Source organism: Alteromonas sp. S015 (assembly GCF_036864485.1).
Taxonomy (GTDB): Bacteria; Pseudomonadota; Gammaproteobacteria; order Enterobacterales; family Alteromonadaceae; genus Alteromonas.
In genome coordinates, this window is the sequence record NZ_JAZETO010000007.1 from 109,101 (window position 1) to 135,114 (window position 26,014).

24 protein-coding genes are annotated in these 26,014 nt (G+C 46.3%); 19 read left to right on the forward strand and 5 right to left on the reverse strand.

The window, feature by feature from the left end; all coding sequences use genetic code 11:
- The first annotated feature begins 4 nt into the window (after positions 1–4).
- From V7R42_RS14140 to V7R42_RS14185, 10 genes are all read left to right on the forward strand, one after another.
- A complete protein-coding gene (locus V7R42_RS14140) occupies positions 5–391 on the forward strand; it encodes a RidA family protein (RefSeq protein ID WP_025257011.1) in 387 nt (128 codons plus the stop codon).
- Positions 392–394: 3 nt separating this feature from the next.
- Entirely contained in the window at positions 395–1,102 is a 708-nt protein-coding gene (gene trmH, locus V7R42_RS14145) for a tRNA (guanosine(18)-2'-O)-methyltransferase TrmH (RefSeq protein WP_334020912.1), read from the forward strand.
- A 193-nt stretch (positions 1,103–1,295) separates the two neighbouring features.
- A complete protein-coding gene (gene recG, locus V7R42_RS14150) occupies positions 1,296–3,368 on the forward strand; it encodes an ATP-dependent DNA helicase RecG (protein ID WP_334021074.1) in 2,073 nt (690 codons plus the stop codon).
- Complete coding sequence (locus tag V7R42_RS14155) at positions 3,361–4,161, forward strand: class I SAM-dependent methyltransferase (protein ID WP_334020913.1); 801 nt, start codon at positions 3,361–3,363, stop codon at positions 4,159–4,161. Before recG ends, V7R42_RS14155 begins: the two co-directional genes overlap by 8 nt.
- 1 nt (position 4,162) lies before the next feature.
- Complete coding sequence (locus V7R42_RS14160) at positions 4,163–4,636, forward strand: peroxiredoxin (protein WP_334020914.1); 474 nt, start codon at positions 4,163–4,165, stop codon at positions 4,634–4,636.
- A gap of 344 nt (positions 4,637–4,980) precedes the next feature.
- A complete protein-coding gene (locus tag V7R42_RS14165) occupies positions 4,981–5,790 on the forward strand; it encodes a hypothetical protein (protein WP_334020915.1) in 810 nt (269 codons plus the stop codon).
- 9 nt (positions 5,791–5,799) lie between these two features.
- Positions 5,800–6,834 (forward strand): extracellular solute-binding protein, encoded by a 1,035-nt coding sequence (locus V7R42_RS14170; RefSeq protein WP_334020916.1) that lies wholly within the window; start codon positions 5,800–5,802, stop codon positions 6,832–6,834.
- Complete coding sequence (locus V7R42_RS14175; RefSeq protein ID WP_334020917.1) at positions 6,831–8,354, forward strand: ABC transporter permease; 1,524 nt, start codon at positions 6,831–6,833, stop codon at positions 8,352–8,354. The genes V7R42_RS14170 and V7R42_RS14175 overlap by 4 nt, the downstream gene beginning before the upstream one ends.
- Positions 8,354–9,385 carry an ABC transporter ATP-binding protein gene (locus V7R42_RS14180; RefSeq protein WP_334020918.1) on the forward strand — a complete coding sequence of 344 codons (1,032 nt, stop codon included), beginning with the start codon at positions 8,354–8,356 and terminating at the stop codon, positions 9,383–9,385. The genes V7R42_RS14175 and V7R42_RS14180 overlap by 1 nt, the downstream gene beginning before the upstream one ends.
- A 2-nt stretch (positions 9,386–9,387) precedes the next feature.
- Complete coding sequence (locus V7R42_RS14185) at positions 9,388–10,569, forward strand: NAD(P)/FAD-dependent oxidoreductase (protein ID WP_334020919.1); 1,182 nt, start codon at positions 9,388–9,390, stop codon at positions 10,567–10,569.
- Here the strand turns inward: V7R42_RS14185 and V7R42_RS14190 are convergent.
- Positions 10,566–11,033 (reverse strand): hypothetical protein, encoded by a 468-nt coding sequence (locus V7R42_RS14190; protein WP_334021075.1) that lies wholly within the window; start codon positions 11,031–11,033, stop codon positions 10,566–10,568. The two genes, V7R42_RS14185 and V7R42_RS14190, sit on opposite strands and share 4 nt — an antisense overlap.
- A gap of 430 nt (positions 11,034–11,463) precedes the next feature.
- Here V7R42_RS14190 and V7R42_RS14195 point away from each other — a divergent pair, with 430 nt between their 5' ends.
- Positions 11,464–13,017: a diguanylate cyclase gene (locus tag V7R42_RS14195; RefSeq protein WP_334020920.1), complete on the forward strand. Its 1,554-nt coding sequence runs from the start codon at positions 11,464–11,466 to the stop codon at positions 13,015–13,017.
- A 41-nt stretch (positions 13,018–13,058) separates the two neighbouring features.
- Here V7R42_RS14195 and V7R42_RS14200 read toward each other — a convergent pair whose 3' ends face one another.
- Positions 13,059–13,943: an ArgP/LysG family DNA-binding transcriptional regulator gene (locus V7R42_RS14200; protein WP_334020921.1), complete on the reverse strand. Its 885-nt coding sequence runs from the start codon at positions 13,941–13,943 to the stop codon at positions 13,059–13,061.
- Positions 13,944–14,120: 177 nt separating this feature from the next.
- Here V7R42_RS14200 and V7R42_RS14205 point away from each other — a divergent pair, with 177 nt between their 5' ends.
- Positions 14,121–14,723: a LysE/ArgO family amino acid transporter gene (locus tag V7R42_RS14205; protein WP_334020922.1), complete on the forward strand. Its 603-nt coding sequence runs from the start codon at positions 14,121–14,123 to the stop codon at positions 14,721–14,723.
- A gap of 114 nt (positions 14,724–14,837) precedes the next feature.
- Positions 14,838–15,155: a DMT family transporter gene (locus V7R42_RS14210; RefSeq protein ID WP_334020923.1), complete on the forward strand. Its 318-nt coding sequence runs from the start codon at positions 14,838–14,840 to the stop codon at positions 15,153–15,155.
- A 78-nt stretch (positions 15,156–15,233) separates the two neighbouring features.
- Here V7R42_RS14210 and V7R42_RS14215 read toward each other — a convergent pair whose 3' ends face one another.
- Complete coding sequence (locus V7R42_RS14215; protein ID WP_334020924.1) at positions 15,234–15,950, reverse strand: DUF1499 domain-containing protein; 717 nt, start codon at positions 15,948–15,950, stop codon at positions 15,234–15,236.
- Between the two features lie 180 nt (positions 15,951–16,130).
- Here V7R42_RS14215 and V7R42_RS14220 point away from each other — a divergent pair, with 180 nt between their 5' ends.
- From V7R42_RS14220 to V7R42_RS14245, 6 genes are all read left to right on the forward strand, one after another.
- Positions 16,131–16,802, forward strand: a complete 672-nt coding sequence (locus V7R42_RS14220; RefSeq protein WP_334020925.1) for a DNA-J related domain-containing protein — start codon at positions 16,131–16,133, stop codon at positions 16,800–16,802.
- A 317-nt stretch (positions 16,803–17,119) separates the two neighbouring features.
- Positions 17,120–18,265 carry an efflux RND transporter periplasmic adaptor subunit gene (locus tag V7R42_RS14225; RefSeq protein ID WP_334020926.1) on the forward strand — a complete coding sequence of 382 codons (1,146 nt, stop codon included), beginning with the start codon at positions 17,120–17,122 and terminating at the stop codon, positions 18,263–18,265.
- Between the two features lie 21 nt (positions 18,266–18,286).
- Complete coding sequence (locus V7R42_RS14230) at positions 18,287–21,385, forward strand: efflux RND transporter permease subunit (protein ID WP_334020927.1); 3,099 nt, start codon at positions 18,287–18,289, stop codon at positions 21,383–21,385.
- A 56-nt stretch (positions 21,386–21,441) separates the two neighbouring features.
- Positions 21,442–21,600 carry a hypothetical protein gene (locus V7R42_RS14235; protein ID WP_334020928.1) on the forward strand — a complete coding sequence of 53 codons (159 nt, stop codon included), beginning with the start codon at positions 21,442–21,444 and terminating at the stop codon, positions 21,598–21,600.
- Positions 21,601–21,699: 99 nt separating this feature from the next.
- Complete coding sequence (locus V7R42_RS14240) at positions 21,700–23,541, forward strand: GNAT family N-acetyltransferase (protein ID WP_334020929.1); 1,842 nt, start codon at positions 21,700–21,702, stop codon at positions 23,539–23,541.
- The gene (locus V7R42_RS14245) at positions 23,538–24,518 is read left to right on the forward strand and encodes a histone deacetylase family protein (protein WP_334020930.1); all 981 of its coding nucleotides are present in this window, start codon (positions 23,538–23,540) and stop codon (positions 24,516–24,518) included. Before V7R42_RS14240 ends, V7R42_RS14245 begins: the two co-directional genes overlap by 4 nt.
- A gap of 93 nt (positions 24,519–24,611) precedes the next feature.
- On the opposite strand, the gene V7R42_RS14250 is transcribed toward V7R42_RS14245, so the two are convergent.
- Complete coding sequence (locus V7R42_RS14250) at positions 24,612–25,352, reverse strand: glutaredoxin (RefSeq protein ID WP_334020931.1); 741 nt, start codon at positions 25,350–25,352, stop codon at positions 24,612–24,614.
- 121 nt (positions 25,353–25,473) lie between these two features.
- Entirely contained in the window at positions 25,474–25,992 is a 519-nt protein-coding gene (locus V7R42_RS14255; RefSeq protein WP_334020932.1) for a DUF6436 domain-containing protein, read from the reverse strand.
- Between the last annotated feature and the right edge of the window lie 22 nt (positions 25,993–26,014).

Sequence of the window (26,014 nt, forward strand, 5' to 3'; positions counted from 1 at the left end):
TACTATGTCTAAGTCTATTATTCAGACCGATAAGGCTCCTGCTGCTATTGGTACTTACAGCCAAGCGGTTAAAGCAGGTACTACCGTTTATCTTTCAGGCCAAATTCCTCTTGTTGCTGAAACTATGGAAATGGTTTCTGATGACTTTGAAGCGCAAGCAGTACAAGTTTTTGAAAACATTAAAGCGGTGTGTGACGCTGCTGGTGGCACCACGAACGACTTGGTCAAAGTGAACATCTTCCTTATCGACTTAGGTCACTTTGCGACGGTTAATGAAATCATGAGCCGGTACTTTAATAAGCCTTACCCAGCACGCGCTGCTGTTCAGGTTTCAGCATTGCCTAAAGGTGCACAGATTGAAATTGATGGTGTAATGGAACTGCCGGAGTAAGCCATGTCACCTGAGCGTTACCAGCGCATAAGACAAGTGCTGGAAAGAAGGCAAACCGATCTTACGGTTTGCCTTGAAAATGTGCACAAGCCGCATAACGTTTCTGCAGTTGTTAGAACCTGTGATGCCGTTGGCATTCATCGCGTTCACACCGTGTGGGAAAAGAAATATCAGTTTCGTCGCGGCACTGCTATGGGCAGCCAACAATGGGTGCGTCAAACCAATCACGAGAATATCAACGATGCAATGGCTGAACTAAAAGGCCAAGGCATGCAGGTGTTAGTTACTCATTTATCTGATTCCGCTGTCGATTTTCGTGATATTGATTACACCAAGCCAACGGCTATTTTGTTTGGCCAAGAGAAATACGGTGCCTCTGATGAGGCGAAAGCCGTTGCCGACCACGACATCGTTATTCCCATGATGGGCATGGTGCAGTCGTTGAATGTATCGGTAGCCGCAGCGCTAGTGCTATACGAAGCCCAGCGCCAGCGCACCATTGCTGGTATGTATAACACGCAACGATTGCCAGAAGAAGAGTGCCAAGCATTGGCCTTTCAAAACGGTTATCCTCGCTTGTACAAACTATGCCAACGCAAAGGTTTGCCACTGCCTGCTATTAACGCCATTGGTGAAGTGGATGCCGACGATAGCTGGTGGAAAGAAATGCAGATCACAAAAGCAGAAGCCAACGCGCTCGAAGCCGACTAGGGCTTAACGTCTTGGTTTCGCTTTTAGTTTGGTTCTCATGTGTATACAGGCCAGCGTAAAAAACTGGCCTAAAGCGTACTCGCCAACCCCTCAACAATCCTTTACACTTCTTTTCCTATAACATGTTGAATAATACCAGCTTGTGCCTTTTTAAGGTTAAGTCACTTATGTTTCAAAAGAAGGATGTCGCTTGATGCAAGCACTGGCCACTACACCCATAACTGCGCTTAAAGGCGTGGGCGCAAAGGTGGCAGAAAAACTTAATAAAATAGGCTTGTTTACCCTTCAAGATATACTGTTTCACCTTCCTCATCGCTATGAAGACAGAACCCGTATTTACAGTGTGGCTGAGTGCCGCCCGTTCACCCATGTAAGCGTGCAGGGCGAGGTAATGAGCGCCGACATTCAGTACGGCAAAAAACGCATGCTAGTGGTAAAGCTGAGTGATGGCACAGGTACTATAACCCTACGCTTTTTCCACTTTGGCGCCGTACAGCGCTCAATTATGACGCCGGGAAACACGGTGCGCTGCTTTGGAGAGGTGCGTACTGGCAAGTGGGGCATTGAAATGATGCACCCCGAGTTTAAGCTTGTGGATGAAGACGCGCCACCCACAGAAGAATCACTGACGCCGGTTTACCCCACCACAGACGGTGTAAAGCAACTAACCCTTCGCAATTTGACTGACCAAGCTTTGAAGCTTTTGGATAAAGGCGCGCTGGCTGATTTGCTGCCCGAGGGTATTTACGACGATCAAATTAGCTTAAATGAAGCCCTTCACTTAGTGCACCGCCCGCCACCCGATGTAGACGTACACGAAATGGAAGAGGGGCTGCACCCTGCCCAATATCGGTTGATTCTTGAAGAGTTGCTGTCTCATCACTTAAGCGTGCTTAAAGTACGCAAGCTATCTGACGCACAGCCAGGTATTCCTATTAAGGTGAATCAGCCGCTTATTGATAAGATGCTTGCTCAACTGCCGTTTTCACCAACGGGTGCACAGGCTAGAGTAGTACAAGACATTCAAAAAGATATGCAGCACGCACGACCTATGATGCGCCTTGTACAAGGAGACGTTGGATCAGGTAAAACCTTGGTTGCTGCACTGGCAGCGCTATCAGCCATTGGTGCAGGACATCAGGTAGCGTTAATGGCACCCACAGAGCTATTGGCAGAACAGCACGCCAATAACTTTCGAGGCTGGTTGGAACCACTGGGTATTGAAGTCGGCTGGCTTGCTGGAAAGCTAAAAGGCAAAGCGCGCAATGAAGTTTTAGCGCGCTTAGAAGCCGGTGATATTCAAATGTTGGTGGGTACTCACGCCATTTTCCAGGAAAGCGTGAACTACCAACAGCTAGCGCTGGTTATTGTGGATGAACAACACCGTTTTGGTGTACATCAACGTTTGGCCCTTCGAGATAAGGGCGAACAGCAAGGCCGCTATCCTCATCAGCTAATTATGACGGCTACGCCTATTCCAAGAACGTTGGCCATGACAGCCTATGCCGATTTAGATACCTCGATAATTGATGAATTGCCACCGGGAAGAACACCGGTACAAACCGTTGTGTTGCCGGATACACGCCGAGCCGATGTGATAGAGCGTGTGCGTCAGGCCTGTAAAGACAATGGTCGGCAAGCCTACTGGGTGTGTACGCTTATTGATGAGTCGGAAGTACTGGAATGTCAGGCAGCAGAAGACGCCGCAGTTACCCTGCGTACCGCGCTGCCAGACTTACACGTTGGTTTGGTACACGGGCGTTTAAAGCCTGCTGAAAAAGCGCAGGTTATGGCCGATTTTAAAGAAGGTAAGTTGGATTTACTGGTAGCGACTACCGTTATAGAGGTTGGCGTAGACGTACCGAATGCCAGCATTATGATCATAGAAAATCCTGAACGTTTGGGTTTAGCGCAACTTCACCAGTTACGTGGCCGAGTAGGGCGTGGTGCGGTAGAAAGTCAGTGTGTACTTATGTACCAAAGCCCGCTATCGAAAACCGCTACTCAGCGCCTAGGCGTATTGCGTGAGTCTAACGACGGCTTTTATATTGCCCAGCGCGATTTGGAAATTCGTGGCCCGGGTGAATTTATGGGTACTAAGCAAACGGGAATGGCCGAGCTTAAAATAGCAGACCTAGTACGCGACGCCGCTCTTATCCCTAAGGTTCAGGAAATTGCCTATACCCTTTGGGACAAATACCCCTCTCACGCTCAAGCCATTATTAATAGATGGATAGGGCATAAGGAGCAGTACGGTCATGCTTAATCATGTGCCTTTGATTGTTAGTGATAACGGCAACAGCGCTAACGCAAATAGCGATGACGCTCCATTAATTAGTGCAATTAGCGAGAAGTGGGGCTTTCCTGTTGTCAGCAGCAGTGAAAAGCCTAGCGAAGGCCTGTATCTACAGATACAAAACGGCGTGCTAGGTCTTGCCGACGCTGGCGAGAAAAAAGTGAACCCGGTAGAGGTTGATTTTGCTTCGCCTGCTAGTTTGTATCGCAAGCAACACGGCGGTGGGCGCAAAGAGCCCATAGTTAAAGCTATAGGCCTTAAAGGCAATGAAGCGTGGCATGTGGTAGATGCAACCCCTGGATTAGGGCGTGATGCCTTTGTGTTGGTTAGCGTGGGCTGCAAGGTCACTATGATAGAGCGCTCGCCTGTGGTCGCCGCTTTACTTGAAGATGGCATTCGCAGATTAGCGCTTAGTTTTCCAGAACTTGCAGCTAAAATGTCGCTTCAACATGGAAATAGTGCTGAGGTAATGCAATACTTCTCTGGTGAGAATGTGAACGCTATTTACTTAGACCCCATGTTCCCACACAAAAAGAAGTCAGCCTTGGTGAAAAAGGAAATGCGGCTGTTTCAGCAACTGCTTGGTCATGATCCAGACGCAGATGCGCTGTTACCGCCAGCACTAGAGCTAGCTACGCACCGGGTAGTGGTGAAACGCCCAAACAGTGCAGACGTGCTGGCAGGAATAAAAGCATCAATGGCTATTGAAAGCAAAAAACACAGATTTGATGTGTATTTGTGTCAAAAAAATCTAGGAGAGTAGCATGATACAAGTTGGGGGCACTTTGCCTGAAGTAGATTTTAGCCTTTTAGAAAATGGCGAGATAACCAACCCCGGAACAAACGAACTGTTTTCAGACAAACGAGTTGTGTTGTTTGCGGTACCCGGTGCTTTTACACCTACTTGCTCGCAAGCGCACTTGCCAGGGTATGTAGCGTTAGCTGATAAGCTCAAAGCCAAAGGTGTTGATAGTATTATTTGTCTTAGCGTTAACGATGCATTCGTAATGGACGCATGGGGTAAAGCGAATAATGCTGAGGAAATCATTATGCTTGCTGACGGCAACGGTTTCTTTACCAAACAAATTGGCTTAGACATGAGCACGGGTAATTTCGGCGGCATGCGTTCGTTGCGCTATTCTATGCTAGTAGAAGATGGTGAAGTGAAAAAGTTAAACGTTGAAGACCCAGGTCGTTTCGACGTTAGCGATGCGCAAACCATGCTAGATAGCCTGTAACACCGAAACTACGGCGTTAATAATATCAAGAGCCCGCAACCACGGTTGCGGGCTTTTTTTATTTAGATGTTTGTGAATAGGTTAATTGACTTAGGCGTATACTTGGTCGCCATTTTCATTAAAATGTAACCTTTGTATGATCTAGCGCGATATTAATAGCGTTGAATATCAACACGTTCAGTGCAGGTTAATGAACGGATTTGTAACATGCTTTGACGAAATTGCAGAGAAATTAAAAGGTGACGCAGTGCGTTACGTAGCATGTAGCCTCGTTTAGTTACCTTTACTTGCTTAATGATAATAAGTATCATTTGCGCGAAAAGACAAATGTTTTAGGAATATTTATGACAACAACACTGAAAAAAATAAGTGCTTTGGTATTGGCATCTGCCGTCACTTTCTCAATGCTTTCTTCTCAGGCGCTTGCTAATGGTGCCATTGGTGATCACGTGAACAACCTTCACGCGCACATTGGTGAATATACGGAAGAGGTACATTGGTTAGAAAGCAAATTTGGCAGTGTTGTTGACGCGTATGAAGCAAAAGATAAATCGCTTAAAACAGAAGCGCTTATTGAGTATTGGGAAGAAGTAGACTTCCACTCAGCTATAGAAACCCAGTACGTGCCTATTTACGCTTCTATCTGGCAGGGAATTTACGGTGTGAAAGTCGCTATCGACGAAGGTAAGCCGGTTGCTGAAGTGCGAGAAGAGCAAGAGAAGCTAAATCATGCCTTGTGGCAGGCGTTAGGCGCAGTTAAACTTGCGTCCCAGTATCAAAAGAAAGGCTTGGTGAATAAGGTTCAAACAACAGAAAAAGAACCTACCACGGGGCCTGAAGTTATTGACGATATTAAAACTCGTTTAGATCGTGTTGTTGCTAAATATGCAGAGCAGCTACATGAAGTAGCGACAACACTGGTTCACGACACCTACCTTCAGCGTTTTGAAGGTGTAGAAGGTGATTTAATTGCAAAAGACGCAGCCTTGGTTGAAGACTTAGAAAAAGACTTTAACGTAACGCTTCCGCAAGCCATCTCAAAAGACACTGGCGTTGATGCGGTTCGCAAAGTAGTCGAGTCTATGCAGGCTAAACTCGATCGCGCTCGCGCACTTTTAATTGAAGTAGAACAAAGTCGCAAAGACGTATTTTAAGGAAGGGGTATGCAACGTAGAACATTTTTGCAAGGCCTAGCCGCAGCTGGTGCATTAACTGGCTTGCCGTTTAGCTTTGCTCACGCTATGACCCAAACTGGCAGCGTGTCAGTAGAGTCTTTGCCTAAACTAGAAGGTGATCTCACCTTGTATTTGGGGCGCGGAGAAGGCGGTCTGTACGAAAATGTTCTAAAAGCCATCGAAAAACGCAACCCCAAACTGAACCTGAAGGTTAGACGCGGCGGCTCAGCAGCACTGGCAAACACCATTGTTGCTGAAACAAAAGCGGGCGTTAAACGTGCTGACTTGTTTTGGGCCGTAGATACGGGCTCTATTGGTGTGGTTACTGACGCAGGCGCTGCAAAGCCGTTACCCGACGATTTGCGCGCGCAGCTTCGCGAAGATTTCCAATACCCTAGCTGGTCACCTGTTACAGGCCGCGTGCGAACGCTGCCTTATAACACTGAGCGCGTTAAGCCAGAGCAAATCCCCGAAAGCGTGATGGCGCTAGCTGACAGCGATTTAAAGATTGGTTGGGCGCCGGCTTACTCATCATTTCAGTCTTTCGTTACTGCCATGCGTATTTTGGAAGGCGATAAAGCCACTAAATCATGGCTTAAAGGCATTAATAAACACGCTAAAAAGTATGCAGGTGAACTTGGCGTAGTGATGGGCGTTGAACGTGGTGAGGTAGATATTGGTTTTGCCAATCACTATTACACTCTGCGCCTAAAATCAGGTAAGCCAAACGCAAAAGTGGCCCTTGCTTACAGTAAAGGCGATGCGGGGTGCCTGGTTAACGCGTCTGGCATTGTGGCATTAAGCGAAGGTGACTTGCCGGTTAACTTTATTCGTTATCTGCTGTCACATGAAGTGCAGTCTTACCTTGCTCGCGAAGCCTACGAAATACCATTGGTTCAAGGTGTTGAACAGCCGCAAGGCCTAGCCGACCTAAGTACGCTGTCACCGCCTGAAATGGACCTTCGTAAACTGGCTGATTTACGCCCAACACTTAATCTGATGAGGGAAGTTGGCGTACTGTGACAAACTGGCCAAAGTCGTATCCACTGGCACTGCTTATTGCGCTGATGGCTTTATTGCCCGTCGGCGTTTTGTTTTCTTTAGCCCAAGATAGTGCGCAGTTTTTCGATACCCATAACCTCCGTGTTCTAGGCAACACAATTTCGCTTGTTATACTGACTATCATTGGCTCGGTGCTTATTGGTGTACCCCTTGCCTTTTTAACCGCCTATGTGCAAATGCCGTTTAAGCGGTTCTGGCTTATTTTACTTGCTGCGCCATTGGCGCTACCCAGCTATATTGGTGCGTTCGCTATGTATTTTTCATTTGGTACTGGCGGAGAAATAGAAAACGTTTTAGGTGTTAGCACACCCCCTATTAGCGGCCTGTGGGGCTCTGCGCTGGTCATGAGTCTTTATACTTATCCCTTCGTGATGATGACAACCCGTTCTAGCCTGCTGAGTTTAGATGCAAGCTTGGTTAACGCGGCGCGTACGTTAGGTCTGTCGTTAGGTGCTAGCTTATGGCGTGTGGTGCTACCGCGCGTAGTAAATAGTGTTGCTGCGGGGGCACTCCTTGCTGCACTTTACGCGTTATCTGATTTTGGTACCCCTGCAATAATGGGCTTCGATACCTTTACCCGCGTTATCTTTGTTGAATATAACGCTTTTGGTTTGAGTCAGGCGGCCATGCTAAGCCTGCAGCTTATGGTGATTGTTGGGCTTATTCTGTTTATCGAAAGCCGAATTGGTGGGGCACAAGAACGCCCAGGAAAGCACTTATCTTTGTTTCCTGCGCGCTGGCAGCGAAACCTAATGTTGCTGGCTACTATGCCCATTGTATTTATGGCTATTTTACTTCCCCTTGCTATCTTCACGCTGTGGTTAGTACGCGAAGGGACTGGCGGCTTTGAATTAAGCTATGCGTGGAATTCAGCCCATGCCTCTTTTATCGCAGCTATTGTAGCCGTGTTACTTGCCATTCCGGTTGCTCATGCCGCAATTGCAGGTAAAGCAGGCCGCTTTATGGAGCGCATTACCTATTTCGGCTTTGGTGTGCCAGGTATTGTGATGGGAACAGCGCTGGTATACGTAGGCCTTAAGTACTTGCCTGCGCTATATCAAACCTTAAGTTTATTGGTTATGGCCTATGTACTGCGTTTTATTCCTCTTGCGGTAGGCAGCGTTAGAAGTACCGCTGAAAATATCGATTCGGGGTTAGTTAAAGCTGCCCGCGTGCTTGGTGCTAGCCCAAGAGAAGCCTTTATACGGGTTACGCTGCCCCTAACCCTTCGTGGTATGATTGCAGGGGCTGCATTAGTATTTTTGGAAGCCATGCGCGAATTACCTGCCACGCTTATGCTTGGGCCTACAGGATTTGAAACTTTGGCTACCTACATGTGGCGTGTTTACGAGGCGGGTTACTTTGGTCGTGCTGCCGTACCTGGGCTTCTGCTTGTTTTATTATCTGGCGTGGGGCTGGTTCTCATGCTATCGGGCGAAAGAAAAGCCCAATTTACTGTTACCGAGGATGGCCGTTCGTAATGCTTAGTGTAAGTAATTTGTCAGTGAATTATGGGTCTACCCGCGTTGTCGACAAGTTAAATCTTGAGCTGGGGCAAGACGAAATACTCATGTTGGTGGGGCCAACAGGCTGCGGTAAAACGACTATTTTGCAAGCATTGGCAGGACTCATCCCTATTTCAGAAGGGGCAATGAGCCTTGGTAATTGGGAAAGTACAGCAAGCAAACACGTGCCGCCTGAAAAGCGTAACGTTGGCATGGTGTTCCAAGACTTTGCGTTATTTCCCCATCTTACCGTTCAGCAGAACGTGTGCTTTCGTTTAAAAGACACCAAGCTTGCCGACCATTGGCTGAAACTTTTAGGTTTAGATAACTTCCGCGATGCAAAACCTGCACGTCTTTCAGGCGGTCAAAAACAGCGCGTTGCGCTAGCGCGAACTCTTGCGCACGAACCTTCTTTCGTACTGCTAGACGAGCCCCTTTCAAATTTAGATGCTGCGTTAAAAGACAGTTTGCGCTGGGAAATTCGCGATGCGCTTAAAAAGGCTGGTGTTCCTGCAATTTGGGTGACGCACGATCAGGAAGAGGCGCTCAGCGTTGGCGATAGAGTGGGTATATTAAACAAGGGTGTGTTGGAGCAATTAGACACCCCTGAAGCCTGTTACTCTTCTCCTGCCAGCCGGTTTGTAGCGCGTTTTATGGGCGAGGCGAGTTTCTTAAGTGCCACATTTGATGCTGGTACGGCAAATATAGACAAAACCGTCGTTACTGAAATTGGAAACGTGCCTGGCACACCGCTTCGAGGTGCTAACGGCAATGTAGACTTGCTCGTACGCCCTGACGATTTAAGCTTAGATGCGACACTGAGCGAGACTAACTGTACGGTGGAGTGGGTGCGCTATGAAGGCGAGAGTAGGCTTTACGCAGTTGTATTAGATAGCGGCGATGAGCTTAAAGTCCGAGTAAGTCACGAAAACGCGATTAAGCCTGGAACCCGCGCTTTTGTACAGTTAATTACTACCCACCCATTAGCTGTTTTTCCTAGAGGTTAATTGTGATCAAGCGCGATGTGATAGTTATTGGTGCAGGAGCTGCAGGGCTTTTTTGTGCGGCGCAAGCAGGCGCGCGCGGGCGCAGTGTAGAAGTGATCGATCACGCCAAAAAAGTGGGTAGAAAAATTCTGATGTCAGGTGGTGGGCGCTGCAATTTCACCAATATGTACGCTGGGCCTGAAAACTTTCTGTCTCAAAACCCTCACTTTTGTAAGTCGGCATTAAGCCGCTATACCCAATGGGACTTTGTTGGCTTGGTTGCCGAGCATGGTATTGCCTACCACGAAAAAACTTTGGGCCAATTGTTTTGTGATGACAGCGCCAAAGATATCGTCGATTTATTGCTTAACGAATGTAAAAAAGCAGGCGTGACCATTACTACTCGCTGCGAAATCACAAGTGTAGAAAAAGTTGAGGGTGGGTACTTACTAACTACCTCGAACGGTGAATATAGCTGTGAGTCTTTAGTTATCGCGACCGGCGGTTTAAGTATGCCAAAGCTGGGCGCAACGCCATTCGGTTATAAAATAGCCGAGCAATTCGGCCTGAACGTATTACCCACACGCGCCGCCCTTGTGCCCTTTACCTTACACGATAAAGATAAAGACACACTGGCAGAACTTAGCGGTATTGCCGTTGATGTATACGCTAGCTGCAATAACACAACCTTCAAAGAAGCAATGCTCTTTACCCACCGAGGTTTAAGCGGCCCTGCCATGCTACAAATTTCTAGTTATTGGGAAGCCGGCGATAGCTTAAGCATTAATACGTTACCTAATGACGATGCCACGGCACTTTTGCAAACTTCACGTACTGAAACACCCGATGCCTTACTTGCTACCTGTTTAAATAGAGTATTTCCTAAGCGTATGGTGCAAAGTTTTATCGAATACCATAACTGGCGCAATGTACCAGTGAAACAGCTTACTCACAGCGAGTGCGACGCCATCGCTGACACGCTAGAGAATTGGCAAATAAAGCCAAACGGCACAGAGGGCTATCGCACCGCCGAGGTTACTATAGGCGGTGTAGATACTAATGACCTATCATCAAAAACCATGATGGCGAAAAACGTCGAAGGCCTATACTTCATTGGCGAAGTGGTTGACGTTACAGGTTGGCTCGGTGGCTTTAACTTCCAGTGGGCGTGGAGCAGCGGTTGGGCAGCTGGGCAAGTGGTTTAAAACGACACACCAATTGCCAGACCTGCAACCACTGCACTTTTATGGTTTCGGTGATAGTCGTAATGAAGCTGCGGTGATAGGGTAACCCCCGATACTTCAAACTCATATAAAAAGCCCAACCGAGCTACTTCCATCTTATGGCTACCGTGAAACTCAACGCCAGGGCCTATTTGTGCAATAAAGTTATCGGTGATATGCAAGTCGGCCACAAGTAAATAGGTGTACGCGTCTAAGTCTTCAAATGCGTATTCAGCTACTAAGCCTATGCCTAAAAAGTCGCTTAAACGATATTCGTAATCGATGCCTATTGTGAATGCGTTTCCGCATTCTTTTGTATAGGTGGTTCCTACCAATGCAGACAAATGGTGGGGTGACGTTTCCCAATGATGAGCATTTCCCTTTGCTGCAGTAGAGGGGGCAAATACCAAGGCAGCAACCAAGCCTAACGCTTTTTGAACTCGCATAGTAATGCTCACATAAATTCCTACGGTGACAACCTAGAAAGATTCTTTCTAGCACTTATGTGAGCGTAGGCTGCAACTGGTTATTTCACCAATGAACTTTAGTTGAAGCGCTCGCAAGCATCCAATGAAAGTGGGTATCGATAAGCTATAACCGACGCTATACCAAAGTGTGCAATGCCAAAGTTAAATGGCGTTAATGATGTCATTTTTCCCTTCGACCGCGCTGGTGGCTAAACCGGTATAGCAAAAATATACATTTCGTACTATTCAACATGATATTTTTCAGCGTTCTCACATTTTTAAACTAAACTTTAATGTTGTGAGTTTATATACCTGAATATAGATTGTCATAACTCATCTTTGTGTAATTGCCGTACAGGGACATTTTTGCTTTACGGATTTGGCTGCGGTATCAGTAGGAAGCAAATCTATGGCATGTAGACTGTCGCATAAGTTTCCGCGCTTATTGTTTGGGGTGATTTTGTTGACATTGGGAGCGTTTGCCAATGCCACGTGCATCATTAATGCAGAAAATAGCACCAGTGATCCCAATCATGCTCTATCAATGGTTCTTAAAGGCGGAGCACAGCGTCTTTCTTTACGTTGTGATGTAACATCGACGCATGTTCTCTATTTCCCAAGAAACTACCTTTCTTATAGTCAGCTGTATGACAGTGAGATGCAAAAAATCCCCAAGTTAACCGGCGCATTTGAGTCGTATGCAATAAATGGTACCCATAGGCGTCTATTTTTGGATATGAAATCACAGGTAGAGCGACCTATCAGGCTAAATATCGCTACGTTAAATAATTTTCAGACGTTGGCGTCAGTACATACCTTCACGTTGAGCTTGTTCATTGGCTTTTGCTTAGCGTTAACCTTGTATGTAGGAATGCTGGGAGCAAGTATGCGTAACTACGGCTTTTACTCCTACAGTTTCTATGTTCTCAGTGCGGCAATTTTCTTTTTGCTTCAAGAAGGGTTACTGAACATTGCCTTTCCCCGTATTGCTTTTTTCTCAAACTTTAAGCTGCATTTGCTATTCGCAGGAATTACGGTGTTCGCGGCGGTAAAGTTTCTCGATCAGTTACTCGACTTCAAAGCACTTTTAAAAGTATGGCAGCGTCAGTTTATTCTTGGAATGGCGTGTTCGGCATTGGCACTCTCATTCGTGCAGGTCATTCTATCCAATTCTGATGCGATGAGAGTAAATAGTACGCTAAGTCTTATCACGCTGATAACAATGACCTGTACGCTATCAAGCTGTGTTTATGCCTCCTACCGCAAAGTACATTGTTCAAACTTAGTATTAATGGGTATTACTGTCATGGTGTTTTCCATGATGTTTCGATTGGTTTTTTCAGACGTGTCAGCATTTATGTACCGCTACGGCCTTATTGTGGGAATAACTATCGAAGCATTTATTTTTGCTATTGCCACGTCGAGAAAAGTGAAAAAGCTTGATGAAGATAGACTTAGTGCATTCAAACGTGCGTCTACAGACTCCTTATGTAAAGTGCTAAATCGCAGTGGATGGGAAGGTATAGCACAAAGCCTGCTCACTAACTTTAACAAGGAAGGAGGGTTTTTAACCCTGCTATTCATCGACATTGATAACTTCAAGGTGATAAATGATCAATACGGGCACCATTGTGGTGATAAGGTCCTACAGGTTGTTGCTAAAATTCTGCTGAGCCGATGCCGAGATCAAGACGCAGTTGGACGTCTAGGCGGTGACGAATTTGTTGTACTAAGCCATTGTTACAGTGAAGGCCAATCTGCGCGCTTAGCTGCACGCATAGAATCCAGTTTGCAGGAAAGGGATATTAGAACAGATAACGCTGTTATTTCTGTCACGGCAAGCGTAGGTAAATATATTACAAATGAACGCTGCAAAGATCTCGCTTCCTTATTAAACAAAGCAGATAAGTTGATGTACAGCGTTAAAGAGAAGCACAAAACGGCTCAATTTGCGTCATCGTAGTATGCGTTCTTGCAACGTGTCGCCATACGCGCCGTTATGGGTCACTTAAGCTGCGCTTTTGCTATATTCCTTACAGCCTTGGTCAAGTCAGCAAGCGCTGCCGATTCAAGGGTTGTCCAATGCCAAAATAACGGTACACCAAGCTCTTTTTGAGGAAATAAAGGAACGAGATCGCCTTCGTCAACCTCTTGCTCAACTTGAAGCGTGGGTAGCAAAGCCCACACCACGCCATCTAACGCCATTTTGACAAAGCCATGAGACGATGGAAACCAATGACAAGTTGTAAAAGAGGGGGCTATGTTTAAACACTCTCGTTGATAATCAGTCAGCAAAGTCACATCGTATTCGTCGTAAAGCAAACCTGGTGTATTCATCACGTTCTTGGGTGATATTTCTTTATGCAGGTATCGCTCAATGAAGCGAGGCGATGCATAAAGTTGATAGCGCATGGTTCCCAGTCTTATAGATTGCCCACCGGTAACGGGTGTACCTGTTTGGCTGATACACGCCATCACCCGGCCTTGCTGTAATATATCTCGGGTTTGCGTTTGATCGGCATTAACAATATGAACCGGGTTGGCACGCTTATCACTAAATGCAGCCATCACCTGCGAGAACCAAGTGGCAAGAACATCATTATTCACGGCAACGCTTATCGGTGCTGCTGAGGCTTCTAACCCACTTTGTATATTCAACGCTTCTTCTAATACGCTTACTTTTTGAACGTGAGCTAACAGCTCTTTTCCCAGTGGCGTGGCGCGAAGTGGTTTGGTGCGAACCATCACGGGGCCACCCACACTCTGCTCCAGCCGTTTTATTTTTTGTGATACCGCCGATTGGGTGAGATTTAGCGCCTGAGCACCTTTTTCAAATCCGCCGTAGCGTAACACTTCATGAAAGCATTGAAGCGCGTCGTAATCCAGCATTAATGACTACCTGTGAAAAGAAGGTTATAAGTATTAATTTTGCTTATTCAAAACAAATATCATTAATTTAATTTAGTCTTGCAAGGTGTATAAAATCAAGCCAATTATTCAGCATGTAACCTTAAACCGCGTTACAGCTATAGCGTTTAAACTTATCTACACTAAGAGGCATGTATAATGTTGGCGGCAGCAACAAGTGGTTTCGTGATGGGCGGCACCTTAATTATTGCAGTAGGCGCACAAAACAGCTTTCTGATTGAGCAATCGATGAAGCGACAGTGGACAACCTTGTTTGTGCTACTGTTTATTCTAAGCGATGCTATTTCAATTAGCTTAGGTGCAATGGGCTTTGGCTTGCTGTTACAGAAATATCCGATGCTGGTGTCTATCACCAAATGGGCCGGTGTCGCGTTCTTATTGTGGATTGCTTTTAACAAAATAAAATCATCCTTGGCGAACGATACCTTAATTTTAGAAATGGCTAAAAAGCAGCTATCGTTTAGAAAAGCGCTGATTATTGCGTTAGCAGTAACCTGGTTAAATCCCCATTTTTACTTAGACACTTTACTGTTGATGGGAAATTTAGCCAGTCAGTGGCAAGAGAATAAATGGTGGTTTGTGGGTGGTGCTATTGGTGCATCGGTGGTTTGGTTCGTAGGCCTCAGTACCCTAACCGCTCGTTTTGCACACCACATGCAGCGCCCTAATTTCTGGCGCTGGTTTAACCGCCTTAATGCTGCGGTATTGGGAATGGTTAGTATTCAGCTGGCAAGCCTGTAAGGCAAGAAGCGCTAAGCGGCAAGATATTACGATACGTCGAGTATAATTTGTGATGTGAGGAGTTACGCTATGCAACTGTGATAGTTGACGATGAGCGCAGAGAGGCATAGACCGGTGAGCTGGATTTATTTGATTGTAGCAGGCCTTCTGGAAATTGGTTGGCCTGTTGGGCTAAAAATGTCACAAGAGGCAGAAACCCGTGTAATGGGGATTTTACTTGCGGTTGGATTTATGGTTGCTAGTGGTTTTTGTTTATGGATGGCGCAAAAACAAATTCCAATCGGAACGGCGTACGCAGTATGGACGGGGATAGGCGCTGCGGGAACATTTTTAGTGGGTGTTATGTTTTATGGCGACCCTTCCTCATTGGCACGGTATTTCGGCGTAGCGCTTATTGTTGCTGGAGTCGTTGTACTAAAGCTTGCCCAGTAACACATAGGCAAGATTGCAACAAAGCCCGTTAGCACAATGCGAACGAGCTTTATTGTTTCTAACACGGATGTTTAGAGCTTATTGATATCCAAGCTGCTTTCTTAACTCCGCCATGAAGGTATTGATACGTTCAGCATTCTTACCTAAATCACTTTTGCCTACCCGTGATTTGCTGCGGACATCAACCAGTGTGTCATCGCTTTTAGCGGTTAGACGTATAACTACGTCGTCTTTGAAGCCAAACCAAGCTGTGGTGTCAGTGGCTTCTAAGGTATTCGGCAATGCGCCTTCATTAACGCGTTCCCATCCAAGCGCCTCTATGGCTTTTTCTGCAGCAATGTAGACTTCATTTGCGGGTTGTGGCAGCAGTTGAGTTTTAATTTCGGGGTAAGCCTCTAGTTGTTGCTTAGTGATTTCACCGCCTTCATAAGCAATGGAGTTAGGCGCACCTTCTCGTAGCGGAGCAATTGCAACAAATTCCGGCGGATTGGTGACATCGGTAGTAATGTCGTGAATCGGAGGAACTGCGCTGGCCTTGCTCATCATGCTCACCGGCATTCCCACAGCAACCAGGGCAAGAATGGCACAGATAAAGGTACTTCCCCAGCTAACGTTTTTGCGGTTGATCAAAACCTGCAAAATAATGAGTATCAACGCTGCGCCGCCCACATACACGCCAAATCGCAGCGATGTAAATGCGGTGCCTAAGCTAACGCCGGCATATTGATAAAGGGGGCCGGGTAATACCACCATAAGAAAACCGACGATACTGGTAAGGGCAATAAGTGCTTTCAAGTGAACTCCAATGTTATTATTTTACTTTTACTGAGCTACTTTAACAGTGAACAAAAAATTTTGGATTACTTTCTATAAATAAAATTGGTAGTAGGCCAATACGCAACATGTTTGTACACTAAAGCCAGTTGGTCTCTGATGACTTAGCTGTCACCCTAATTAAAGCAAAGGTAATGAGTTTTGCAAAATCAGCCTGATGCCAGCGAAGCTTACGTGCTTCAAGCCGAACTAGTTGTTGATACGTTATCGACACAAAAGCTGCTTTTTCAACGTGGTGTAAGCGAGTATGAGCTCATTGAAATTTTAAAAAAAGCGCCGTATCACTTTTTTGATGAAGCTTCGCTACGCGAGCCCTTAATGCTCTTCAAAACCCACTTCATTGTGTTTCACGCCCTTTATCAACTCAAACGTGATTGGATAGAGCAGGGGGAAGGCGTGCTAGACATTCATACGCTAAATATTAAGCTAGAGCAAAAGCCTAGCCAGGTTATTGGCAGTAAAGAATATGCTGCCAAAGCTAGTGTAATGACCGAGGCTGACACCTTAGCCGAATACTACTTGGACTGGGGCAATTTTGAGAAAGCAGATAGAAAAAATGTAGATGCACTGCTCAATGCGTTTTGGCAGCGCATGGCTGGAGGAAAGGTTTATGCCTTTGAGCCGAAGGATATTGTAGACGCCCACGCGTTGCTGGGGTTGCCTCAAGATGAGCATATTACACTTCCAATACTAAAGCGGGTTTATAAAAAATCTCTTCAGTTGGTTCATCCTGACAAGGGAGGAACACAACAGGAAGCCCAAGACGTCATTCATGCCTATCAGATGTTATTGAGATACTATTCGTTAAAATAGAATATTAAGTGCGCTGTGATTTCGCCTTATTCGTATAACGTATACATGCTCAGGTATTTGACCGACAACTTCAGTAATTTCAACTTCATTGGCTTTTATTATCATCTATAAATGCGCACAATATGACCTATAAGAGCGTAGATTCGTATCAATGAACGCTTAACTATGCCACTTCACCACCAATTATCGCAGTTTCAGGCAATTAAAATGCACTTGATAATTCGGTGCATTGGAAGCAATAAGCTTTAATTTTAATATTGGATATGCAGAGCAATGGCCGTGTTCTGTGCAAAAAGTTATTGGGAAATAGAAAATTTATGAGTCGCATTTTTTATGTTACTGCAGCATTAATAACCCTTGTAGGCGTTATTGGGTGTTCGAATGAAGGCGAGCAAGCACAGCAAGGTGCTCAGCAAGGTATGCCCGCTCCTTCAGTATCGGTAATCACACTGAAACAAAAACCTGTGGTACATGAAATGGTGTTACCGGGCCGTGTAAGTCCGTCTCGTCAGTCTCAGGTGCGTCCTCAGGTAGATGGTGTTATTACGGAACGCCTGTTTGAAGAAGGTGCGCACGTGGAAAAAGGGCAGCAGCTTTACCAAATTGACGAAGCCCGTTACCTAGCCCAGCTAAACAGCGCAAAAGCCGACTTGAAGAGTGCCGAGGCAAACCTTAAAACATTGGAAGCGAAGGCGCGGCGTTATGATGACCTTGTGGCGCAAAACGCGGTAAGCAAACAAGAATATGACGATGTAATTGCTCAGAAAGATCAAGCGCAAGCGGCGATCAGCGTAGCAGAAGCTGCCGTTGACGTAGCGAAAGTAAACATGGGGTACACTAAGGTGTACGCGCCCATCAGCGGACGTATTAGTCGTTCTTTTGTAACCGAAGGAACCCTTGTTACTACGAATCAGTCTCAGCAACTCGCAACCATTACACAGCTTGACCCGGTTTTTATTGATATGCAGGAGTCAGGTGCATCAATTATTACGCTTCGTCAGTCAATGAGAAACCAAGGCTCAATGGATGTTGAATTAACGGTAGATGAAGTAACAGGCAAGCGTTACGACCAAACCGGCAGCGTTAAATTTTCTGAGGTGACAGTTGATGAAACCACGGGATCTGTAACACTTCGCGCTGAAATGCCAAATCCAGATGGTGTATTGCTTCCAGGTTTGTTTGTAAAAGGTCACGTTATTACTGGACGCGAAAATGCGTTGCTAGTTCCTCAACGCGCGACGACTCGTCAACCAGACGGTTCGCTTTCAGTTTATGTTGTTAATCAGAACAGCGAAGTTGAAGGGCGCACCTTGGAGATAGGCAAAATATATCGAGACCAATATGTTGCTTTAAGCGGTGTGAGCGAAGGCGAAAAGGTAATTGTAACTGGATATCAGAAGGTTAAGCCTGGCGCGAAAGTTAATCCGTCAGAGTGGCAACCATCATCACGTGGCTCACGATAGCAAACAAGGGATTTTAGTAATATGGCTCGTTTCTTTATAGACAGGCCCGTGTTTGCATGGGTGCTGGCAATTATCACAATGATGGCGGGTGTGTTGGCAATCACCTCACTCCCCATTGAACAATACCCCAAGGTAGCACCGCCCTCGGTGACTATCTCAGCAACGTATCCAGGTGCATCGGCAGAAACCGTAGAGAACTCGGTTACTCAGGTGATAGAACAAAGCTTAACGGGGATTGATAACCTACGTTATTTCTCGGCAAGCAGTTCGAACAGCAGCATGTCTATTACGCTTACTTTTGAGCCGGGTGCTGACCCAGATATCGCACAGGTGCAAACCCAAAACAAGGTGCAAGGCGCACTTCCGCTGTTGCCCACTCAAGTGCAGCAACAAGGTGTAACCGTAACTAAAGCGAACAGTGCGTTTGCATTGGCCGTGGGCTTTTACTCTGAAGACGACTCAATGACACAATATGACCTGAGTGACTTATTAGTTTCTCAGTTCCGCGACCCCATTTCTCGTGTCAACGGTGTAGGGAATGTACGAGTCTTCGGTGCGCAACGTTCAATGCGAATATGGTTAGATCCAGATAAACTTTACAGCTACAACCTGACGCCTACTGACGTACAAGGTGCGGTTCAGGTACAAAATACCGATGTGTCAGCGGGTCAATTAGGCGGCATGCCCGCGATTGAAAACCAACAAATTAACGCGACCATTCAAGCGCAAAGTCGTCTTCAAACCGTTGAAGATTTCGAGAACATCGTACTTCGCGTAAATACAGATGGTTCGCAGGTGCGCGTACGTGACGTTGCGCGCGTTGAGCTGGGTGCGCAAAGCTACGACGTTATTGTTCGATACGATCGAAAGCCAGCATCAGGCATGGCGATTAGTCTTGCCTCTGGTGCAAACGCACTGGACACCATTAAGGCAGTAAAAGCTCGGGTTGAAGAACTGCGCTCGAACTTGCCTGACACGGTTAAAGTGGTTTATCCCGTTGATAGCTCGCCTTTTATTGAGCTTTCGATCGAATCGGTAGTACACACGCTTATTGAAGCGGTAGTGCTGGTATTCTTAGTGATGCTACTGTTCCTTCAAAATTGGCGTGCAACATTAATTCCTACCATAGCGGTACCGGTGGTATTGCTCGGCACCTTTGCGGTGCTACTGGCATTTGGCTTTAGTATTAACGTGCTAACCATGTTTGCTATGGTACTTGCTATCGGTCTACTCGTAGATGACGCTATCGTGGTGGTGGAAAACGTTGAGCGTATTATGGAAGAGGAAGGCCTCTCGCCTGCCGAAGCCACCAAAAAGTCGATGACTCAGATCACAGGTGCGCTTGTTGGTATTGCGGCCGTGCTTTCAACGGTATTTATTCCAATGGCGTTCTTTAGTGGTTCTGCAGGCGCTATTTATCGTCAATTCTCGGTTACAATCGTGTCTGCGATGGCATTTTCGGTATTGGTCGCTATCGTACTTTCACCGTCTTTGTGCGCCACATTATTGAAAAAGCATCCGGAAAACCACGACAAAAACAAAGGCTTTTTTGGCTGGTTCAACCGCACGTTTAATAAGGGCCGCGACCGCTATCAAAGAACCACAACACACATGGCGCAACGCGTTAAGCGCTACTTTGTCGTTTACGGTTTACTGGTGGGCGGTATGGCATTCATATTTAGTCAGCTTCCTGGTGCCTTCCTTCCAGATGAAGATCAAGGTCGAATGATGGTGCTAGTTAGTACGCCACCTGGCGCTACCGCTGGCCGTACACTCGAGTCTATTAAACAGGTGGAAGACTATATTCTTGAGCAAGAACAAGACGCGGTGAATGGCATGTTCGCGGTGGTGGGCTTTAGTTTTGCGGGTCAGGCACAAAACGCAGGTATGGCGTTCTTGAACTTCAATGACTGGAGCGTAAGGGACGAAAATAATTCTGCGTTTGCTGTGACGAACAGAGCTTTCGGAGCGTTTAGCCAAATTCAAGATGCCTCAGCGTTTCCTATAGTACCTCCACCTATCATGGAATTAGGTAATGCGACGGGCTTTGATATGCAGTTGGTTGACCGTGGTGGAAATGGTCACGAAGCGCTAATGAACGCGCGTAACCAGTTGTTAGGTATGGCAGCGCAGAATCCTAAACTGGCCGGCGTTCGCCCCAATGGTTTAAGTGACGTACCTCAATTTAAAATTAATATTGATAGTGAGAAGGCGTCAGCGCTTGGCTTGAACTTAAGTGAAATTAACAGTGCACTTCAAATCGCGTGGGGTTCAAGTTACGTAAACGACTTTATTGATAAAGGTCGAATTAAGCGTGTTTACATGCAGGCAGATTTGTCTCATCGCATGACACCTGAAGACTTGGATAAATGGTTTGTGCGCAACAGCGACGGCGAGATGGTGGCTTTTAACACGTTCTCGACCACTGAATGGGTTTATGGCTCACCGAAGTTAGAGCGTTTTAACGGCGTGTCATCTGTCAATATTCAAGGTAGTGCTGCTGAGGGTATCTCTTCTGGTGAAGCAATGGCTGAAATGCAGAAATTGGTTGAGCAGTTACCGCCAGGCTTCGCAATTGAGTGGTCAGGGTTATCTTACGAAGAACAAGAGGCTGGCTCGCAGGCGCCTATGCTCTATGCCCTTTCAATCTTGGTTGTTTTCTTGTGCTTAGCGGCCTTGTACGAAAGCTGGTCTGTACCATTCGCGGTCATGTTGGTGGTGCCCCTGGGTATTCTTGGTTCTGTAACCGCTGCATACATCTTTAACTTGCCGAATGATGTGTACCTGCAAGTAGCGTTTTTAACTACCGTAGGTTTGGCGGCGAAAAACGCTATCCTTATTGTCGAGTTTGCAAAAGAGCAGTACGAAAACGGCGAAGATTTAATGACCGCGGTATCCAATGCTGCCTCTCAGCGTTTCCGTCCAATTCTAATGACCTCAATGGCGTTCATCTTGGGGGTGACGCCGTTAGCACTTGCAAGCGGAGCAGGCGCCGCCAGTCAAAACGCGATTGGTATTGCGGTAATGGGTGGTATGTTCGCCGCTACTTTCCTGGCAATATTCTTTGTGCCTATGTTCTATGTACTAGTAGAAAAACTCTTCCACAGGGAAGATAAGTAACAATCAAGTACGCTACAGTGGGAAGCACTTTTCATTTTTGAATAGGGATATTGACAATGACCGTCGTCGTTTTTCGCGGCAAAGAGAGCGGCTCGCGGGGCTATAAAATAACAACGCTCTCACATGTAGCGTGTGATATGGGCTTTAAGGTCGAGAGTATTGATTATCAAGACCTCGACTGCCCAGAAGCTCGCCTAGCGCGCTTTAGTTCATAAGCCTACGACCAATCGCCTATAGTTCACGCCTACGCAAAGGGAGGAAAGCCCCCTTTTTTATGGCATGATGAGGCATTGCTTAAAACAAGGCAGATGGAAATGACATTTAGTTTACCTCAAGCGCCACAATGGTCGTCGTTAATAAAGTCTGGTTGCCGGGTCTTTGTTGGCGGAAATGCCTCGGTGCCGCATGCCTTAGTGCAGCATCTCATTGATAACAGCGAAGGATTCAGCGACATCGAGCTGGTTCATATGTTGGCTTTGGGCGATACCCGATGGGTGAAGGAAGAGTATAAGAACCTCTTCAAAGCAAACACCTTCTTCATTGGTGGCGAAGCCATGCGTAAAGCAGTTGATGAAGGGCGTGCTGACTACACTCCCGTTTTCTTATCTGAAATATCAAGCCTATTTAACGATGGTACGCTGGCACTTGATGCCGCGTTGGTTAATGTAAGCCCTCCAGACGAATTCGGCTATTGTTCGCTTGGCGCTGCGGTAGATATTGCGATGTCAGCAGTTCGACAAAGCAAGAAGGTTATTGCTCAAATTAATCCTCAGGTCCCAAGGACAGCTGGTCATTCTTATATTCATATCAGCGAAATAACGGCCTGTATTGAAGCCGAAGAGCCTCTTGTTGAAGTAACGCCGCCGCCAATTGATTCAGTAGCCGAACGAATTGGGCAGTATGTATCTATGCTGGTGGACGACGGCGCAACGTTGCAATTTGGTATTGGCAAAATACCGAGCGCCACCCTTAAATACCTGTGTAATCATAAAGACTTGGGTATTCACAGCGAAATGCTCACCGACAGTATTATTGAACTGTTGGAGTCTGGTGCTATCACAAACAAGAAGAAAACGTTCCACCCCGGAAAAATTGTTACCAGCTTTGCCATTGGTACACGCCAGCTTTATGATTTAATTGACAGAAATCCTCACATTGAGTTTTACCCAAGTAGCTACGTAAACAAGCCTACCAATATTGCAAAGAACGACAATATGGTTGCCATAAACAGTGCACTTGAAGTGGATTTAACCGGTCAGGTGGTGGCCGATTCACTGGGCTACGACTTTTACAGTGGTATAGGCGGGCAAGTTGATTTCGTAACGGGTGCTTCTATTAGTAAAGGCGGAAAAGCCATTATTGCGCTGCCTTCTACTGCAAAAAATGAAACTATCTCCCGTATTACACCCCGCATAAGCGAAGGCGCAGGGGTAGTGACGTCGCGGGGTAACGTGCAATATGTGGTAACTGAATACGGGATAGCGTCGCTTAAAGGGAAAAGTATTCGAGAACGAGCGCTAGAGCTTATTCGTGTGGCTCACCCGAAATTCCGTGCTGCGCTTTTAGAAGAAGTAAGGCAGCATTACTGGGTACCTCACTATCAGGAAAAATATCCGACCGACATTCCAGAATTAGGCGCTATTCAGCTTAAGAAACTGGCTATTCAAGGGGAAACATATTACATGCGCCCACTGAATCCGGCCGATGAAAGGCGTTTGCAGGAGTTCTTTTACTCTCATACGAAAGAGACGCTAAGGCTGCGCTACAACTACGACCCAAAACAAATGTCTCGTGAGAAGTCGTGTAATTTAGTGTCGGTGGATCAAAGCTCAGATGCGGCCTTATGTATAGTAAGACAAGAAGGATCTCGCATTACCATTCACGCGGTGGGCCGGTTCTATTACAACCCAAGTGACAATACCTGTGAAGCAGCGTTTGTTACCCGTGAAACCCAGCAAGGGAAAGGGATGGCAAGCAGGCTGCTAAACGAATTAATTAACGTTGCGAAAAAACGAGGCATTGCGAAGATGATGGCCTACGTGCGTGGCGATAACAGCCCGATGATTGCCATTTTCGAGCAAGCGCAATTTAAACGGAAGTTCACTGGCGACCCCAGTGACGTAGAGTTAGTACTAGATGTGGCATCACTACCATGACAATAAAAATTTTTCGCGGTAAGCACGGCACTAAACATGATTTAGGAAAAGAGCATCCTGAATCACCCGACCGTTTATTCGCAATAGATGACCAATTGCTTTCTTCTGGACTCGATATGGTATGTGAGCATGCTGATGCCACGCCTATTGCTGAGGCCTATCTCAAATTAGCTCACGACCCTTACTATGTGAAAAGTGTATTTGAGCATGCGGCTCAGTCCATATTTAGCGACCACGAAAAAACGCGCTATTCCGAAAACAAGGATAATGTGGCCTGGTTAGACGAAGATACTGGCTTAATGCGTCACAGTTTAAATGCAGCATTGGAATCGGCTGGCGCGGGGTGTAATGCCGTGGATTGGGTTATGGAAGGCCGTGACAGGCAGGCGTTCTGCGCGACAAGGCCGCCTGGTCACCACGCTACATTCGACAGCGCCATGGGCTTCTGTATTTTTAATAACATTGTCATAGCTGCACGTTACGCCCTTCAAAACTATCAGCTAAAGCGCGTTGCCATTATCGATTTTGATGTTCACCACGGAAACGGTACCGAGCAAATTGTTGCTGGCGATCAACGAATAATGCTTTGCAGCAGTTTCCAGCATCCTTTTTATCCACACAGTGGCTCACCGGTGTCGGCAAGTAATATTCTTTCTGTACCGCTAGAAGCAGGCTCTACAGGTGAAACATTTAGAGAAAAAGTACAGCATTGGTTTAACGCATTGCGCAACTTTCAACCTGAGCTTATTTTTATCTCAGCTGGTTTTGATGCCCATTTAGAAGACCCTATGGCGCATTTGCGACTGGTGGAAGACGATTATTTCTGGATAAGCCAACAGCTTCGCGCAGTGGCCGACGAATGTTGTCATGGTCGCATAGTCAGCATGTTAGAAGGCGGCTACGATTTAAGTGCATTAGGCCGCAGCGTGGTGTCGCACCTTAAAGGAATGAGCCGCCCTATTGAAGAGCCCCAATAAGGTGGCGTAGAAAGTAAGTTAAGGTATCGTTATCTACATCTAATAAACGCGTTAATAAAGAACAGTCTTCATGTCTATCCGCCTTCATTTCACTTAGGCTATCCACCTTGTAAGCATATAAATACCGGCACCTAACATAGCGAGGTTTTCGGTAAGAGAAATAAAGCCAAGGGGAAGGTCCGAATTACCGCCCACACAAGCGCATTTAAGTTCGCGCTTATCAATATATACCGCTTTAATAACAGAAACCGCTCCTATCGCACCGATAAAAATAGAAACAGGTGAAACCAATAGTGCAGGCAGCGCCGCTAACATTCCAAGCCCGGCAAACGCTTCTGCGAAAGGGTACACATAGGCGTACCTAACGTGTTTCATTGCCAGTAAGTCATAGGTAATGAATTGATTTGAAAAGGCCACGATATCTTGCAGTTTTTGTAGGGCGAGGACCACCATGGTGACACCAATGAAATTCATTACGAAGGGCTCAAGGCCCGTTGGCAGTCCACCTTTTAGCATAAGCGCAAATACCACAAGGGCGGCTAAAGAAAAAATCACAATGATAGGTGTGTAGCGCGACCCGAACTCACTTTCTTGCTTCAAATTGAAATAAGCTCGTAAGTCATCATAACCACCAATACGCTTATCATCGATAAACGTTTGCGGCGTGGTTTTCACGCTGTGCTTCTCTTTAAAAGCGTCAGTTTCACTTCGCCTTGTCAAATGATGGTCTTCAACATCGTAGCCCTTTCTTTCTAACAAATCTTTTGATTTGAGTCCAAAGGGGCAAATGTGATCAGGGGTGACCATGCGATAAAGAACCGCGGGCTTTGACATTGCAGACTCCTTGTAAACCTTTCACGAAACGGCACCTGATGCGCAAAATATGCACGCTTTTTGCCTATTTACAGTGATACCACGATATACAAAGATAAATTACACAATCTATGCCAAGGTTTTAACAGAAGCACCCTGATGCATCAGCGTTAATCACCGCACCGTTGTAAGGGAGTTGAGTGGTATAGCTTACCACCTGTTCGACAAGATTCTTTCCAGTAAAACATCCGTAGCCCGTTGCATATGGGCCTAAATAACGAAGCTGATTTTGCTTATCTAGAATGATGAGAGCGGGCACTGCGTCAAGCATGGCATTGAGTTTCGGCACGTCTTCTATATTCACTCTGACCTGCTGAAAGTCACTCCCTAGTTTTGTTAATAGCTGAGTCTGGTGAGGTGTAGTTAGCGTTTCACAATAGCAGCGAGACTGCGTTCCTACATGAATAACCGAACCTCTGCCGATGTTTTGTTCGTTCAGTAGCTTAACCAGTGCGGCGTCAAAGTTAGGCGCTGTGGTACGATGAAGTAACTTACCGCTAGGGTCGAAGGCAGAGAGCTGGCGTTGGCCGTACACCAATAGGGCGGTGAGTATGCTCACCGTCCATATTAAAAGAAGTATCCAGCTTGACTTTTTGTGCATAAACCCAAATGCCAACAAAGTG